The organism is Thermocrispum sp. (assembly GCF_002919275.1).
Classification (GTDB): Bacteria; Actinomycetota; Actinomycetes; order Mycobacteriales; family Pseudonocardiaceae; genus Thermocrispum; species Thermocrispum agreste.
The window spans coordinates 41,141-57,632 of record NZ_PKFA01000002.1 but is presented as its reverse complement, the minus strand read 5'-3'; the positions used below and the strand labels follow the sequence as shown (position 1 = coordinate 57,632).

Genomic DNA, 16,492 nt, shown 5'->3' with positions numbered 1-16,492 from the left:
CGCATCGGCTGGGTGTGCGCTGTTCGCGCCGATCAGCGCTGGTCGATGGGCACGTAGTCGCGCAGGCCGTAGCCGGTGTAGACCTGCCGGGGCCTGCCGATCTTGCGTGCCGGGTCGCTCATCATCTCCCGCCAGTGCGCGATCCAGCCGGGCAGCCGCCCGAGGGCGAACAGCACGGTGAAGTACTCGGTCGGGAAGCCGAGCGCCCGGTAGATCAGGCCGGTGTAGAAGTCGACGTTCGGGTACAGCTTGCGCTCGATGAAGTACTCGTCGGACAGCGCGCGCTCCTCCAGCCGGACGGCGATGTCCAGCAGCTCGTCGCTCTTGCCGAGCTTGTTGAGGATCTCGTCCGCGGTCCGCTTGATGATCTTGGCGCGCGGGTCGTAGTTCTTGTACACCCGGTGGCCGAAGCCCATCAGGCGCACGCCCTTTTCCTTCTTCTTCACCCGGGTGACGAACTGGTCGACATCGCCGCCTTCGTCGCGGATGCCCTCCAGCATGGTCAGCACCGCCTGGTTCGCCCCGCCGTGCAGCGGACCGAACAGCGCGTTGATGCCCGCCGAGATGCTGGCGAACAAGTTCGCCTCGGACGAACCCACCAGGCGCACGGTGGACGTCGAGCAGTTCTGCTCGTGGTCGGCGTGCAGGACGAACAGCAGATCCAGCGCCTTGACCACCTCGGGGTCCGGCTCGTAGGGCTCGGCAGGCAGCCCGAACGTCATTCGGAGGAAGTTCTCCACCAGGCTCAGCGAGTTGTCCGGGTAGAGGAACGGCTGCCCGATCGACTTCTTGTACGAGTAAGCCGCCAGCGTCGGCACCTTCGCCAGCAGGCGCACCGTGGACAGCTCCACGGCCTCGGCGTCGAACGGGTCGAGCGAGTCCTGGTAGAAGGTCGACAGCGCGGACACCGCGCTGGACAGCACCGGCATCGGGTGCGCGTCGCGCGGGAAGCCGTCGAAGAACCGCTTCAGATCCTCGTGCAGCAACGTGTGCCGCCGAACCCGGTCAGTGAAGGCGTCGAGCTGCTCCCTGGTCGGAAGTTCGCCGTAGATCAGCAGGTACGACACTTCCATGAACGTCGACTGCTCGGCGAGTTGCTCGATCGGGTAACCGCGGTAGCGCAGGATCCCCGCCTCGCCGTCGATGTAGCAGATCGCCGACGATGCCGCCCCGGTGTTAACGAAGCCGGGGTCCAGGGTGATGTACCCGGTGGAGGCCAGCAGCTTGCCAAGTTCGATGCCGGACGCGCCTTCGGTAGCCGGCACGATGTTCATGACATGCTCGCCACCCGGTACACGCAGCGTCGCTGTCTCTTCGCTGCTCGGCTTGGCTGCGGCGTCGGACATGGGTGGTCCTCTCACGTGGATTGGGGATTCGGCCCTAACCTAGCTGAACATCGCCGATCCCCGCAGCACGCCGACGACTATCCGTCACCACGATCACGATCCGATCGGGTGAGACAACTCACTCTGTCGTCCACTAGGTCTTGGGACAGGGGCGCTCGGTAGTCTTTAGCGACCAGCTGTTCGCATGAAGTCGCAAGGGAGCGCCATGCCTGCCGAGCGTCTGCTGCCTTCCACCGAGGCCGAGGACTTGGTCTCGCTGGCGCGGGAGATCGCCCGCGAGGAGTTGGCCCCGCTGGCCGCCGAGTACGAGGAACAGTCCAGGTTCCCGCGCGAGCAGTTCCGGCTGCTGGGCAAATCTGGCCTGCTCGGACTGCCTTACCCGGAGCGCTGGGGCGGCGGGGACGTGCCGTACGAGGTGTACCTCCAGGTGCTGGAGGAGATCGCCACGGCGTGGATGTCGGTGGGCGTCGGGCTGTCCGTGCACACCATGTCGTGCTACGCCCTCGCGCACTACGGGACTGATGAACAGCGTGACAAGTGGTTGCCGGCCATGCTGGGCGGTGACCTGCTCGGCGCGTATGCGCTGTCGGAGCCGCACGCCGGTTCCGACGCCGCAGCGCTGTCCACCAGAGCAGTTCACTCCGGGGACGAATATGTGATCAACGGCACGAAGGCGTGGATCACGCACGGCGGCGAAGCGGACTTCTACACCACGATGGTCCGCACCTCCCCGGACGGCGGCAAAGGCATCACGTGCCTGCTGGTGGACGCCGAGACGGAAGGGCTGAGCGCGGCCGAGCCCGAGAAGAAGATGGGCATGACGGCCTCCACGACTGCCCAAATGATCTTCGACGACGCGCGCGTCCCGGTGGAGCGGCGCATCGGCGACGAGGGGCAGGGGCTGCGCATCGCGCTGGAGTCGCTGGCGTCCGGACGGCTGGGGATCGCCGCGTGCGCGGTCGGCCTCGCCCAGGCGGCGCTGGACGAAGCGGTGGCGTACGCCAAGGAGCGCACGCAGTTCGGCCGGCCGATCATCGACTTCCAGGGCGTGGAGTTCATGCTGGCGGACATGGCCGCCGCGGTGGAGTCGGCGCGGGCGACCTACCTCGATGCGGCCCGCCGCAGGGACCGAGGCATGCCGTTCGCGCGGCAGGCGGCGATCGCGAAGCTGATCGCCACGGACAACGCCATGAAGGTCACCACCGACGCGGTGCAGATCCTCGGCGGCGCCGGCTACACCAGGGACTTCCCGGTGGAGCGGTACATGCGGGAGGCGAAGGTGCCGCAGATCTTCGAGGGCACCAACCAGATCCAGCGGCTGGTGATCGCGCGAGAGCTGCGGAAGTCGTCGTGAGCCTGCCCGTCTTGCGGATGGGACAGCCGCCGGTGGGACGCGCCACCCCAAGGACGGCGCGTCCCGTCGACAAGCCAGGACGCCCGCCGACTCCGGCATCGCGCGCGGGCACGGCGGCCCGGCCTGCGCGATGATGCTCGGATCGCCCGCCTACCTGCGCTGCCACCGGCTGCGGCCCGGTAGGAGCCGACGACTCAGCGCTACGTGCCGCTCTTTTCGTGGTGTTCGACCAGCGTCTTGACGGCTGCCTCGGCAAGGCTCTTGGTGCGGTCACACCCGCCGACGTCGTTGTGCGCATCCAAGAGCAAGAACTCCAGGGCGAGGTCCTTGGTCAGCCCGACAATCGCCTTGCACGACGATTCGTCCTCGAGATCCTGCGCCACGACCGCGGGATTGCCTGGCCGCCCAGGCACTTGCCATGGCCGCACGTCGTGATACCAGCCGGTCTGCTTACCGTGGTAGGCGTTTGCGATTCCTTTGTAGGTGGAGTCGGAGTAGTCCCTGATTCGGAGGGTCACGAAGTACACGCGAAGCCCTTCGGCGTTCCACGTGCACCCCGGCGCCTTGAACTTCTCGAACTTCCCGAGATCTTCACTGTAGTCCGGGTTCGGCTTCCCCTCCGGCGACAATTCGTTTTCCCGCAACACTTCTTCCGGGACCAGACGACACGGGTTGTCCGTGAAATCCGCCGGATCGAGCGGCGTCGTGACCTCCGGCGCGTCGAGCGGATCGACCTCGCCATGCGCACCGCCGTCGGAACACCCCGCCAGAACAGCCAGCCCCAACACGAAAGGTGCAACCCACCGCGACCACGAACAACGGTCAGCTGGATGCCATGACCACCGCAGTTTCATCATGCCCCGTTCGTGAACTGTGCACTCGGTCCGACGACGCCTTTCCGCCCCGGGTTCCCACACGCCACTGGTGACCGGGAAACGTTTCCGATCGCCAACACGCGGGACGACGCGATCGTCCAATGGCCGAACCACCCGAACTACGCCGTGCCGAGCCGGCGAAGCATCTCGACGTGGCCGTCGAGGTAGGGGGTGAAGTCCTGGACGCGGGCGAGTTCGATGCCTTCTCGCGGATAGCCCTGCATGCCGTGCAGCAGGACGCCCCGCCCGCCAATGGTGCGATACGCCCACCACTCGTCCTGGTGGGCCAGCAGGGAGAACTCACTCGCCTCGCCGTCGACCGTCACCACGAGGGTCCGCCACTGCCCCTCCGACCGCTCGAGCAGGTCGTCGAAGTCGTCATCACCCGACGCCGCGACCTCGACGACCGCTTCGCCACGCGACACCGGCGTCCGGTACGTGATCACCTCGAGCTCCGGCTCCGCGGGGTCCTCGAGCCGATGGGTCAATCCCCAGCCGGCGAACTGGCGACCGTCGTCCTCCAACAGACCGAAATACCGCAGGCCCTGCCATTCCGGCTGCAGGCCGTAGATCGGCACATCGGCCTTGAGGTACGGCTTCACCTGGTCCAGCCGACGACGCAGGTAGGCACGTTCGGGTGAGATCGTCACGGCCTCGCGGAGGTCCCTTGCCGTGTTGCTGCGCGCTGCGGGCGAAGTCAATGCGGTCGCGGCGAACGCGATCGCGGTGACGACGAGCGCAGCGACCGGGAACGGCCACCATGGCCACGCGAACGCGAAGTACAGGGCGAGCCCCAGCACCAAGCCGACAAGGCCGGCCACGACGTAGCTACGCCAGGTCGGGATGACACTGCGGTTCCACCGCACCGCGTCGACCACGCGCCGCGGAACGCCGAGCACCAGGCGCCATGAGGCCTTCAACCCGAACGGGTAGGCCGTCCACTCGTACTCCGCTTGTTCGCGCTTCACTCGTTCAGTATCCGAAGAATCGAACCGTCGTCCGACCGATTTTTCCCCGCGTGACCGTGGCTGAACCACGCTGAGTCGACCCGGCCGGGATGTGATGAACCTGATGGGCTGACTTCGCCGGATTCGGTTGCACGCGCTTTCGCCGTGTGTTGTTCTCGCGCGCAGGGAGAACGAGGGGGTACTACCGATGGCTGGCGGATTCAGCATCGATTTGTCCGAAGTACGCCATTTGGCACACACCCTGGAGCACGCCGAGGAGCGCATGACCAGGGCCACCGACCGGCTGCGCGACGCCAGCTGCTCCGACCTGGGGCATCCCCGGCTGGACCGGGCGGCCGAGGCGTTCCAGGACGACTGGGAAGACGGCATCGACGAGATCGGCGACCTCACCGGGGACATCGTCGAAGGCCTGCGGAAGGCGATCCGGGTCTACCGCGAGCTGGACGAGAGCATCCGCGACACCTTTGGCGGGGGCCAGCAGGGCTACGTCGCAGGTGCCGGCCCGGACCCGGGCGACTCGATCATCGCCCGCCGGTTGGAGGGGGAGTGATGGCGGAGCTGAATCCCATGTTCGATTCCACGTTCGGCTCCGACCCGGCACCCGGCAACATCGATCGGCCCGGGTTTCTCGCGCTCGGATTCGACCCGGCACCCGGCAGCATCGAACGGATCAACACTCTGGCCGACTGCCTTTCGGACATCGCTCGCGATCTGGGCGAGGCGTACACGGACCTGAAGAATCTGGGGAAATCGGAAGGAATCTGGACCGGGACGGCTGCGCAAGCCTTCGCGAACACCGTCGAAGAACTCCCGGAGTATCTGGACAAAGCGAACAGCTCCTTCAACGACGCGTCCTCGGCATTGTCCGGCTGGGCACAGGACCTCGGCGAGATGCAGCGGAAAGCGGCGTCGTTGGAGGCCGAGGCGGCGAAGGCGATGGCCAACCTCATCCGCGCGGAGGCGAATCCCGACCTCGGCCTGGTCGACCAGATCTTCGAACTCGGCCCGGAGCTGGAGAATGCGCAGCGACGGCTCTACGCCGCCCAGGCGGAGCTGGAAAGAGCCCGGGCGAACCTGGAGGACATCCGCCGCCGAGCCGAGCAACTGCGCGAACAGCACGACCACGAGGCGATCCGCGTGGCGGCCGCCCTCGACCGGGCACGGGAGATCGCCCCGGACCTGCCATGGATCGACGTCAGCGGCATCCTCGAGTCCATCGGAAACTTCTTCTCCGACATCGGCGACGCCATCGGAGACTTCCTCTCGGACGTCTCGGACGTACTGGCCAAGATCGGCGACTGCCTGTCGTTTCTCTCCGATGTCGCGGGCGCACTCGCCCTGGCCACGGCCTTCATCCCGGGCGTGAACGCGGTCACGGCCGCGGCAGCTGCCGGCCTCAGTGCCGCCGCTGCCGGAACGAGACTGCTCGCCAAGGCGGGAGGCGCGAACGTCTCCTGGGCCGACATCGGGATGGACGCGCTCGGCGCGTTCCCGGGCGGAAAACTCGGCAAGTTCGCCAAGCTCGGCAACACCGGCACGGCCGGCGCGAAGACGGTGAAGTGGGCCAACCGTGGCACCATCCGCCGAACCATCTCAGGCCTGCAAACCGCCGTGGAAGACGCGGTCGAGGACGCTGCCTACACGGCCGTCAAGAACACCCTCCGAAAAGTCGGCTTGAAGAAGATCCAGCCCGCCGACTACTCGAACATCAATGACCTGGCACGAAACCTCAGCAAAGGGAAAGTATCTGAAATCATTCACGACACCGCGCGACAGTCGCACCTGGACAACGTCGCAAGCCTGAACAAGCACCTGAACCGGATAGGCATCAAGGCGAACGTCAACCCTGACACCACAGCGGGAAGTCTTGTCGGCGCCACTTATGGAACGCTGAAAGACATGGCGATGGACGAAGTCAAAGACTTCGCCAAAGAAAAGATCGAGGAACATGTGGTGGATCCCCTCAAAGAGAAATTCCAGGAGCACATCGTCGATCCACTCAAGAAAGAGCTCCGGGAACAGGTGGGCGACCCGATCCGAGACAGCCTGAGGGAGGCGCTTGACTCGCCTGACAACAAGGTGGAAAGAAGCTGACGGCACGATCGAGAACGGAACGATTGCATGGAATCCGCCAGCTGTTCGGTGACGTTGCCGGCAGGTTTCGTCGAACTGCCGAGAGAACGTACCCCGTCGGTAGACCGGCTGATCCAGCTCGCCCACGAGTGGCAAGCGGCCCTCGGTGTCGAGAACCCCGCTGAACTCACCGAGGGGAGCGTGCAGACAGCAGCCATGCTCGCCGCGACCGGCGCGGCCGCGGGAGTGACCGGGTCGGCTCACGTCTCGGCGGCCATCTATCGCTCGCCGGAAGCTTCTCGGCCGGTCATGGTCCTGGTCAGCACGTATCTGGAAGAGACCGGCCATTCCGCTGTCACCGAGGCCCTGGAGTCGGTCGAGAAGCTTTCCGCGGCGAAGAAGTTCGACGACGTCCGACGGGTGACCCTGCCTGCCGGACAAGCCGTTCTGGTGGAGACAGCCCACTCGTCACGGCACGACACCCCGGCTGGCCCGGTGACGGTGACTTCCCGCAGCCTCAGCGCCTGGATCCCCTCCCCGAACCTGCCGCAGACCGCTGTGATCGAAGTCAGCAGCAACAACGCGGAGGACTGGGCCCACGTTTCCGGCCTGGCGAAAGAGATATTCCAGACGTTCTCCTGGGACGAGGAATGACCACCACACGGCAACCACGAGAATCCGCCGGCCGACGCTCTTGCGGCATGGCGCGGAACGGGGTTTTCCCGTGACCGGTGGACCCATCTCGTCATTGACGGCCGACCACATCGATCAGCAGACACAGCCATGACCACCACGCAGCAACCACAGCGAGCCCGTCGACCGACGCTGTTCCGACCCGCCTTGAAGATCAAGGACCCGGCAAACGTCGAGTGGCAGGTCGAGTACCGCATCGCGCCCTGGCGACGCCTCATTCAGCCGATCGCGATCGTCTGGTGGGCGCCACGCCGCTACAGCGAGGTCACACCGAAGCGCCCAGCACCACCGCCCCCGGACAAGGGCGACACCCCAGCCAGCCGCAAGGACGACGAGGCAACCAAGGAGCCGAAGGAGGAGTCGTCGGACGACCTCAAGTCGATCTTGGTGGCCATCACCGTTGCCGCGCTGGTGGCCGTTCTGGCCTGCGTCTACGCTGCTTTCTTGATCGTCCTCACCGTGGTCGAAGGAACCATCCGGTTCTCCCTCGCGCTGGTCGTCTCGATCTTCGCCGCCGTCGAGATCGTGATTCAGTGGGTCGTCGGTGCCATACGCATGCTCACACCGCACCGGCCAGGACGGGTCGACGTGCTCCGGACCGTGCCGGAGAACGAGTGCATCGCCACCCTTTGGGTCGTCACTACGCAGAGCAAACCCGAAGCACGCAACCTCACCCAAGCACTGGCCGCCTACCTCATCCACCATGCACCTGTGGATCTGGTCGACGATCCGGGTGCGCGCAGCCTGATCGCCCACCATCATGGGTGGATCACCGACAGGAAAACCGTGCACCTTGGCGGGGGAAAGGGATACGTCACTCTTGCCGGGAAGCTGGACCGCGACGGCACGCGAGCCTGGTTCTTGAGATCAAGATCCATATGAGCCGACCGACGCTGTTACGGCCGACTCTGCGGGGCGAAATGGCAGATCGAACACCGCATCTCGCCATGGCAGCGGCGCACGCAGCCTTTGGCATCCTCTGGCTGAGGAACCGCCGCTACACCGAAGTCACCCCGAAACGGCCTGCACCGCGACCGGCATCGCCGGACGACAGCATGCGGGAGTACCCCTCCGGCTGGCGGCGCATCTCCTGAGACCGGCTGCCCGACGGGCGCAGCTGGGCACTGTTGCCGTTCGGCACCGTCTTGTTCGCGCTGTACCCGACTCTGGGGATCGTGCTGCTCCTCCTCACCCTGGTGGAGCTGGCCATCCGGCTCGTGGTGATGGTCGTCCTGGCCGTCCTGCTCGGCTGCGAACTCCTCGTCCAGTGGATCGTCGGGGCCATCCGCCGCCGATCGCCCGGGAAGCAGGGCCGGGTCGACGTGATCCGGCCATGCCGGAAAACAAGCACGTCGACACGCTTACCGTGGTGACCACCCGCAGCGAAGCGGACGTCCGCCGGCTCACCCAAGAGCTCGCCGACCACCTCAAGGAACACACACCGGCTCAGCTTTCCGACGACCCGGCAGCGCTCGGCCTGATCACCCCGCCACAACGGGCAGATCACCGAGACGAAGACGATCCACCTCTCCTGCCGGAGAGAGCATCTGACCTTCGTCGGTCACCTGGACCGCTGGGATTCGCGCGAGTACTTCATCGACATCTTCAGCTGATCGCTGGGATGACTCACGTCTTCGCCGGATCGCGCTGCTCCACAGCATCGGACGGCGGAGCGGAAGCAGCGGCGGCGGGAGTCCGGTAACGCCAGAAGCCGGGCACCCAGACGACGATCGCCACCGTCAAGAGCACAACCAGCACACCGCCGACGGCGCTGGCCATCGCGGGTCCGACGGCGGCGCCGCCCCAGCCGTGCACGAGGTCGGCCACCCGCGGGCCACCCGCGACCACCACGGTGAAAACGCCCTGCATGCGGCCGCGCATCTCGTCGGTGGCCTCGAGTTGCAGCATCGCGCTGCGATGGACCGCGCTCACCAGGTCCGCACCACCCCCGAGGGCAAGGAACACCACCGCCAGCCACAACGTGGGCGCGAGCCCGAAGCCCACCATCATCAGGCCCCAGGCGACGACCGCCACGGTGATGACCGCCCCGGCGCGGGCCATCCGGGAGAACCAGCCGGAGAACAGCCCGAACACCACCGAACCCAGCGGGATCGCGGCGAACAACCAGCCAAGCGCCGCCCCACCACCCGGCGGATCGCCGAAGGTGCGCTCGGCCATCTCCGGGAACAGCGCCCGCGGCATGCCTGCGACCATGGCCACGATGTCCACCAGGAACGACACCAGCAGCAGCTTGCGCGCAGCGAGGTAGCGCAGGCCGTCGGCGATGTCGCGAAGCCCGGCACGCCCGGTGGCCTCCGCGGCACGCGGCATGCGGGGGAGCTGCCAGACCATCACCGCGGCGATCGCCAACGCGATGGTGTCGATCAGGTAGAGCGTCGGCAGCCCGAGCACCGGGATGAGCGCACCGGCCAACAGCGGGCCGAAGACCATGCCGAACGTCGAGGTGGTGAAGTTCAGTGCGTTGGCGGTCGGCACCAGCTCGATGGGCACCAGGCGCGCGATCGCCGCCGAGCGTGTCGGCATGTTCACCGCCACGAACGACTGTTGCAGGCCGAGCAGCACGAGCACGACCGCGACCGAGTCGAGACGCCATGCCGCCTGCGCCCACAGCAAGGCAGAAGTCACCGCGATGCCGAGGTTGCTGACCAGCATCACCGTGCGCCGGTCGACCGCGTCGGCGATCGCCCCGCCCCACAACCCGAACACCAGGAGCGGAACCAGCCCGACGCCGCCCGCGACCCCGACCCAGCCGGACGACTGGGTGATGTCGTAGATCTGCTTCGGCACCGCGACCGCGGTCAGCTGGCTGCCGACGGCGGTCGCCACGGTGGAGAACCACAGCCAGCGAAACTGCGGTACGCGCAGCGGCCGGGTGTCGATCACCGCCCGGGCCAGCGCAGAGCGCACCCGGGACACACGCCGGGTGCCCGTCGCCATAATCGTTAGGCTAGCTCACGGTCTGCTCGATGCCCCACTCACGTGACCGAGGCCTGCACCACATCCGCGGTTGCCTGGTTGGCCTTCTGCACCAAGTCCGAGACTTCAGCGGTCGATCGTCAGCACTGCGCTCCTCCTTGCTCCAGCCACCCGGGCAGGACCGGCTGATCCCACGGACGGTGTCCTTGCACCGAACCGGTGACGTCACCGAGGTGACGCTGCCTTCCCACGACACCATCAGCAGCTGCACGCGGGTCACGTCAGTTCGGGCTTCTCGCCGAAGTCGACGTACACAGGAAGCAGCCGGGTAATCCTGCAACTGTGAAGTTCTCGCCCATCGACGCCGTCATCATCTGGGGCGGCTACGCGCTTGCGCTCGGGTTGCTGCTGGCGTCCCGGATCCGGCCCCGTCGACGCAAGAGATCTTCCTCAGCATCAGCGGGTTCGCCGCGACGACGGCCACCGTGTACATGCTCACCTACGGAACGTTCGCGGACCGTGGGCGTGGCTCACTCCCCATCCCGACGGCCGGCATCGTGGTTGGTTCGTCCGGCACCAGCAGCAGAAGCTCTAGATGAGCCGCTGGGCAGGCAAGACCGGTGTCGTGGCGCAGAACGGCGAAGGACAGCCTCGAGCTTCGGCCTGCTGCCATCCCCGCAGGGATCGTCCGTCATGACGATCCCCGGGCCGCCTTCGAACTCGCGGTCGAAACCGAGCGTTTCGGCCACCCCGTCCCCGGGATTCAGTTCGTGGACGGTATGACCAAGACCACGCCGACCTACCGGTTGTCCCGGTTTCGGTATTGGGAACAGGTCCGGCATTGGATCCAAATGCCGTGTCCGCGGTGATGATCCGACCGGACTTCAGCTCGCTCGCCGCGAGCCGCCGCCACATGGCGTACATGAAGCCACGCGAGGTATCCGCGCTCGACCCCGACGAGCTGGAGCGGGTTCCCGGATTCCGGCACCTGGTCGCCGCGGAAGACCCCGAATTCACCCGCGCCGCCATCACTCCGGAGGTCCACCGAGTGTTCATGACCGACCCGTGGCTGCGCGTCCGGCACTTCCTCATCTACCGAGGGGTGCTGTGGGTCAGGCGAGCGGCGAGGCTGACCGTGGCCGACATGCGGATGAGCATCGGGAGCCCGATCCGCTTGGCCGCGACCATCCCGGCCGAAGCGTGGCGGACGTTCACGCCACCGCTGGAGGCGGAACGCTTCCTGGCGCGGGTGCGCTCCCCTCCCGCACCACGGGGTCCCGCTCCACGGGGTCGGCCCCGACGGCCGCCCGGAGCCGCCATCGTCGCGCTGACCTGCGCCGTTACACCTGTGCGACGGGAAACACCGAATCGGCTGATGTTTGCCACCGAAGCGTCATGGTCGCGCGTCTCATCCGTGTAGCCAGCAAGAAGCCTGCACGAAGAAGAAACAGGAGGCGCGACGATGCCCGCCAACTCCGTGCGACAGGACCGGTACATCAACCTGCTCAGCGAGCACACCCCGGTGCTCTCCCGGTGGTCCTACCGTGCCGACGAGCCGTATTCGGTCACCGTCGCCTTCCAAGCGGGCCAGGACCGCTGGGTCGAATGGGTCTTCGCCCGCGACCTGCTCATCGCGGGGCTGCACGGCCCCGCGGGCATCGGCGACGTGCGGTTCGTTCCGTTCGAGGACGAAGGGGACAAGCTGCTGCTGATGCAGGTCGAGTCCGACCAGGGCCGCGCCTCGTGGTTCCTCGACCGCACCGAGGCCGAGGAGTTCGTCGAGATGACGCTGCAGCTGGTGCCGGAAGGCCGCGAGGAAGAGTTCTTCGACATCGACGCGCTGCTGGCCCAGATCACCGACGTCTGACACCGGGCGAGCCGCACTCGTGACGGCCGGACCTCGGTCCGGGCAGCCGACGACCCGTCATCCGAACCGACCGGGCCTGCACGGCTCCGCTACACCGTCCGGTGACGACCACCCGGCACACCACGACCCCGGGACACCTCCCGACTCCCGGGGTCCGGTGACAGGACACTGCGCTCAGCTCGACACAGTGGCGGCCTGCAGGGCACGGTCGTGCTCCAGCGACTGGCCGCGGGTCTCCCGGGACAGCAGCACCGCGATGATCGTCAGCGCCGAAGCGATCGCCACGTAGATGCCCACCGCGGCCTGGTTCGGGTCGTTCACGTCACCCAGCAGCGCAATGGCGATGATCGGGGCGAGCGCGCCCGCGAGCACCGAAGCCAGCTGGTAGCCGATGGAGGCGCCGGAGTAGCGCACACTGGTGCCGAACAGCTCGGAGAAGAACGCCGCCTGCGGCGAGTACATCAGCCCGTGGAACAGCAGGCCGATGGTCACCGCCAGCGCCACCGTGCCCCCGGACAGCGTGTCCAACATGCCGAAGAACACGAACGTCCACACGCCCACACCTGCCGCCCCGGCCAGGTAGAACGGCTTGCGGCCGAACCGGTCGGAGGCCAGCCCGATGAGCGGGATCAGCACCACCTGCACCGCGGACCCGATCAGCACCGCCTGGGTGCCGATGCTGCCGTCGGTGTCCAGGTAGTCCTTCAGGTAGCTGATCGAGATGACGGTGAAGATGTAGTACGAGATGTTCTCCGCCAGCCGCATGCCCATGGCCAGCAGGATCTCCTTCGGGTAGTGCTTGACGACCTCCAGCAGCGGCTGGTGGCTGCGCTCGGCGCGTTCGGCCAGCTTGGCCTGGGTGGCGGCGAAGACCGGCGACTCCTCGATGGTCAGCCGCACCCACAGGCCGACGACCACCAGCACGGCGCTGAGCAGGAACGACACCCGCCATCCCCATGACTGGAACTGGTCTTCGCTGAGCGTGCCCTGCAGAATCCACAGCACGCCCGCGGCGAGCAGGTTGCCCGCGGGCACCCCGCCTTGCACGAACGAGGTCCAGAAACCCCGGCGCTGGTTGTGCCCGTGCTCGGCGGCCATCAGCACCGCGCCGCCCCACTCGCCACCGACCGCGAAGCCCTGGATCAGCCGGCAGGCCACCAGCAGCACCGGCGCGAGGACACCGACCTGGGCGTAGGTGGGCAGCACGCCGATGGCGAACGTCGCGCCGCCCATCAGCAGCAGGCTGAGCACCAGCATCTTCTTGCGGCCGAGGCGGTCGCCGAAGTGCCCGAACACGATGCCGCCCAGCGGCCGGGCGATGAAGCCGAGGGCGTAGACCATGAACGCGTACAGCGTGCCCTGGGTACCGCCGATCTCCTCGGCGAAGAACACGTCACCGAAGACCAGCGCGGCCGCCGACCCGAACAGGAAGAAGTCGTACCACTCGATGGTGGTGCCGATCATGCTGGCGCCGACGACTTTGCCGATTCCGGTGCGGTCGGGCTGGCCGGGCCTGGACGTACTCGCCGTACTCATAGCCGATCCCTTCTCGTCTGCCGTGGTGTCAGGTGGCGGTCCAGCCGCCGGAAATCTCGTAGGAGGAACCGCTCATCGACGCGCTGCCGGGCCCGCACAGGAACACCGCCAGCCTGGCCACCTCGGCGGGTTCGACCAGCCGCTTCACCGGCGTGCGGGCCAGCAGCACGTCGTCCAGCACCTGTTCTTCCGGGATCCCGTGGGTGCGGGCCTGGTCCGCCAGCTGCCGCTGCACCAGCGGGGTCCGCACATACCCGGGGCAGATCGTGTTGGAGGTGATGCCGTGCGGGGCACCCTCCACGGCCAGCACCTTGGACAGCCCTTCCAGCGCGTGCTTGGCGGTGACGTAGCCGGCCTTGAAGGCGGAGGCCCGCAGCCCGTGCACGCTGGAGATGTGCACGAACCTGCCCCAGCGGCGCCGTTGCATGACCGGCAGCACCGCCCGGGCCAGCGCGAACGGGGTCTCCACCATCACCCGCAACATCGAGCCGAACACCGCGGGCTCGAACTCCGGCACCGGGGCGACGTGCTGGAATCCGGCGTTGTTGATCACCACGTCGACACCGTCCAGCGGGAGCTCCGCCACCACGTCCCTCTCGGCCAGGTCGGCCACGACCGGTTCGCCGCCGACGGCGTCGGCGACCGCGCGGGCACCGTCCGCGTCGCGATCGACCACGACCACCTCGGCACCGGCTGCGGCGAAGGCTTCCGCGCACGCGCGGCCGATACCGCTGGCGGCGCCGGTCACCAGGGCACGGTGACCGGACAGGTCGGCTACGGGGGCTTCGACATCGTTGGCGGGTACCTCGGCCGTCATGGCTGGGAAGGCTACGGAGATCACCCAACGGCGGCCATGTGCCGCCGACACACAGAATTCGCTGATCAGTGGGGTCCGACCCCATCGTCGAACGATTCCCGCAGCCGCCACAGCCGTAGCGCCAGCCGAAGATCCAGCACGCGCGCCGGTTCCCGCCACCCGTGGCCGAGCAACGTGGTGATCCGGTCCAGGCGTTGCGCCACCGTGTTCGGGTGGATGTGCAGCCTCCTGCTCACCGCGGTCGCGCTGCCGGACTCCTCGAACCAGCAGTCCAGGGTGGCGGCCAGCTCGGTGCCGCGCGCCTGGTCGTAGTCCAGCAGCGGACCGATCGTCTGGCGCATGAAGTCGTCCAGCTCCGCGGGGCCGGAATGGCCGAGCAGCAGCCTGGCGAACCCCAGATGCGCCTGGTCGGCGACCTGCCCCGCGCGGCCGAGGGCGAGCAGGGCACGCTCGCACTGCCGGGCTTCGCGATAGGCACCTGCCCACGCCGTCACCGTGGTGACCGGACCTGCCACCCCCACCGTGACCGGACCCAGCCGCTGCTGAATCGTGCCGCCCACGCGCAAGGCGTCGTCACCGGGCAGGGCAAGGACCATGCTTCCCTGACGGGTGCCGGACAAACCGCCGGACTGGGCGGCGAGCCGGGCGGCCTCCCGCTGCGCGCGGGTACGGTCGGCGTCGCCGACGTCCACCACCGCCAGCACCATCGGCTCGTCGACCCGGACACCGTGCCTGCGCGCCCGGACGCGGAGCAGCGCCGGATCGGCGGGAGGCTCGGCCAGAAGGTCGTCGAGCAGGTCGGCGCGCACTCGGTCCTCGGCCTCGGCCACCGCCCGCAACACCATGCGCAGCAGCGCGGTCACCATGGCACCGCGCTCGAGCGTTCGCTGTTCGGCCAGATCGAGGCCGGGCCGGCCGTTGACCAGCAAGGTGGCGAGGTGGTCACCGCCCGCGGTGGCCGCGGCGATCCACTGCCCGCCGGTCAGCTGCACCGCATGACCGGTGGCCCGTGCCTCGTGCACCGACTCGGCAGGAATCTGCGGGTCGTCGGGCTCGCACACCTCGACCTTCGCGTCCAGCGCTTCGCTCAGCACGCCTGCCACGTCGTTGGAGTCGCCGCCGCGCAGCAGCACCCCGGTGAGCTTGTCGTGCACATCGGCGGCCATCTCCACTGCCGCCGAATGCTCGCGAAGCCGCTTGTTGGTCTGCATGACCTGCTCGAACAGCCGGGCGTTCTCCAGCGCGATCGCGGCATGCGCGGCGAACGACGACAGCAGCTGCACCTCCTCCGCCGGAAACGGCCGAGGGGTGCGGTTCGCCGCCAGCAGGGCGCCGATGACGCGCCCGCTGACCGTCATGGGCACGCCGAGGATCGCGCGGATGCTCTCGTCAGCGACGGCTTCGTCGATGTACGGGCGGTGCTCGAAGCGATCGTCGGCGTGGTAGTCCGGTGTGGCGTACGGCTGGCCGGTCTGGGCGACAAGGCCGAGCAGCCCGGTGCCCAGCGGCAGCCGCAGGTTGGCGAACGCGTCGGAGACCGACCCCTCGGTGACGCGGATGTAGGCCGCACCCTCCGACTCCACGTTGAGGCCCAGGTAGGCGATGTCGGTACCGAGCAGCTGCCGTGCCCGGCGCACGATTGCCCGCAGGATCTGGTTCAGGTCGCGGATGGCCGTGAGGTCGTTGGCCGTCTCGTACAACGCGGACAGCTGGGCCTCCCGTTTGCGCTGCCGCTCCAGGGTGTCGCGGACGTGCAGGGCACGCGGCAGCATTTCCCGCAGCCGCGCCGCCGCCGGGTCACCACGCTGCTCGGCGTCGACGACCAGCCGCTCGAACTCCTCCCGGGGAGCCTGCTCGTACAGCAAGTCGAGAAACGTCCGTGCGGTCATCCGAGCAGGCTAGGGCGAGATCCCCCGATCGAGCGAGGGTTCGGAAAAAAGGCCACCGCTCCGGCCTAGCGCGGGCGTCTGCCGCAACGCGCGTGCTCACCCCCAGCCATCCGTTCCCGGATCGGACGGGTCTGGGC

The 16,492-nt window shown here is 67.7% G+C and carries 15 protein-coding genes; 8 read left to right on the top strand and 7 right to left on the bottom strand.

Features of this window, described 5'->3' with window-relative positions; genetic code table 11:
• Nucleotides 1–32: 32 nt before the first annotated feature.
• Nucleotides 33–1,346: a citrate synthase gene (locus CXP56_RS00430; protein WP_286899049.1), complete on the bottom strand. Its 1,314-nt coding sequence runs from the start codon at nucleotides 1,344–1,346 to the stop codon at nucleotides 33–35.
• Nucleotides 1,347–1,551: 205 nt separating this feature from the next.
• Between CXP56_RS00430 and CXP56_RS00425 the strand changes: the two genes are divergently transcribed.
• Complete coding sequence (locus CXP56_RS00425) at nucleotides 1,552–2,700, top strand: acyl-CoA dehydrogenase family protein (RefSeq protein WP_028847351.1); 1,149 nt, start codon at nucleotides 1,552–1,554, stop codon at nucleotides 2,698–2,700.
• 200 nt (nucleotides 2,701–2,900) lie between these two features.
• Here CXP56_RS00425 and CXP56_RS00420 read toward each other — a convergent pair whose 3' ends face one another.
• Entirely contained in the window at nucleotides 2,901–3,488 is a 588-nt protein-coding gene (locus tag CXP56_RS00420) for a DUF3558 domain-containing protein (RefSeq protein WP_028847352.1), read from the bottom strand.
• A gap of 206 nt (nucleotides 3,489–3,694) precedes the next feature.
• Nucleotides 3,695–4,543, bottom strand: coding sequence for a hypothetical protein (locus CXP56_RS00415; RefSeq protein WP_028847353.1), 849 nt, complete (start codon nucleotides 4,541–4,543; stop codon nucleotides 3,695–3,697).
• A 187-nt stretch (nucleotides 4,544–4,730) separates the two neighbouring features.
• Between CXP56_RS00415 and CXP56_RS00410 the strand changes: the two genes are divergently transcribed.
• From CXP56_RS00410 to CXP56_RS00390, 5 genes are all read left to right on the top strand, one after another.
• Complete coding sequence (locus CXP56_RS00410; RefSeq protein WP_051310085.1) at nucleotides 4,731–5,093, top strand: WXG100 family type VII secretion target; 363 nt, start codon at nucleotides 4,731–4,733, stop codon at nucleotides 5,091–5,093.
• Nucleotides 5,093–6,637, top strand: coding sequence for a putative T7SS-secreted protein (locus CXP56_RS00405; protein WP_051310086.1), 1,545 nt, complete (start codon nucleotides 5,093–5,095; stop codon nucleotides 6,635–6,637). Before CXP56_RS00410 ends, CXP56_RS00405 begins: the two co-directional genes overlap by 1 nt.
• Nucleotides 6,638–6,664: 27 nt before the next feature.
• Nucleotides 6,665–7,270, top strand: coding sequence for a hypothetical protein (locus CXP56_RS00400; protein WP_028847354.1), 606 nt, complete (start codon nucleotides 6,665–6,667; stop codon nucleotides 7,268–7,270).
• Between the two features lie 129 nt (nucleotides 7,271–7,399).
• Entirely contained in the window at nucleotides 7,400–8,191 is a 792-nt protein-coding gene (locus CXP56_RS00395; RefSeq protein WP_156899162.1) for a hypothetical protein, read from the top strand.
• A 245-nt stretch (nucleotides 8,192–8,436) separates the two neighbouring features.
• On the top strand, nucleotides 8,437–8,682 hold the full coding sequence (locus tag CXP56_RS00390) for a hypothetical protein (protein ID WP_028847356.1): 246 nt from the start codon (nucleotides 8,437–8,439) through the stop codon (nucleotides 8,680–8,682).
• Nucleotides 8,683–8,935: 253 nt separating this feature from the next.
• Here CXP56_RS00390 and CXP56_RS00385 read toward each other — a convergent pair whose 3' ends face one another.
• The gene (locus tag CXP56_RS00385) at nucleotides 8,936–10,267 is read right to left on the bottom strand and encodes an MFS transporter (RefSeq protein WP_051310087.1); all 1,332 of its coding nucleotides are present in this window, start codon (nucleotides 10,265–10,267) and stop codon (nucleotides 8,936–8,938) included.
• Nucleotides 10,268–11,168: 901 nt separating this feature from the next.
• Here CXP56_RS00385 and CXP56_RS00380 point away from each other — a divergent pair.
• Entirely contained in the window at nucleotides 11,169–11,666 is a 498-nt protein-coding gene (locus CXP56_RS00380) for a hypothetical protein (RefSeq protein WP_156899164.1), read from the top strand.
• Between the two features lie 42 nt (nucleotides 11,667–11,708).
• A complete protein-coding gene (locus CXP56_RS00375; RefSeq protein ID WP_028847359.1) occupies nucleotides 11,709–12,113 on the top strand; it encodes an SsgA family sporulation/cell division regulator in 405 nt (134 codons plus the stop codon).
• Nucleotides 12,114–12,287: 174 nt separating this feature from the next.
• On the opposite strand, the gene CXP56_RS00370 is transcribed toward CXP56_RS00375, so the two are convergent.
• The 3 genes from CXP56_RS00370 to CXP56_RS00360 all read right to left on the bottom strand — a co-directional run bounded on the left by CXP56_RS00370 (nucleotide 12,288) and on the right by CXP56_RS00360 (nucleotide 16,355).
• Nucleotides 12,288–13,649, bottom strand: coding sequence for an MFS transporter (locus CXP56_RS00370; RefSeq protein WP_286899031.1), 1,362 nt, complete (start codon nucleotides 13,647–13,649; stop codon nucleotides 12,288–12,290).
• Between the two features lie 28 nt (nucleotides 13,650–13,677).
• Nucleotides 13,678–14,466 carry a 3-hydroxybutyrate dehydrogenase gene (locus CXP56_RS00365; protein ID WP_286899029.1) on the bottom strand — a complete coding sequence of 263 codons (789 nt, stop codon included), beginning with the start codon at nucleotides 14,464–14,466 and terminating at the stop codon, nucleotides 13,678–13,680.
• Nucleotides 14,467–14,531: 65 nt separating this feature from the next.
• Nucleotides 14,532–16,355 carry a helix-turn-helix domain-containing protein gene (locus CXP56_RS00360; protein WP_286899024.1) on the bottom strand — a complete coding sequence of 608 codons (1,824 nt, stop codon included), beginning with the start codon at nucleotides 16,353–16,355 and terminating at the stop codon, nucleotides 14,532–14,534.
• Nucleotides 16,356–16,492 lie beyond the last annotated feature (137 nt).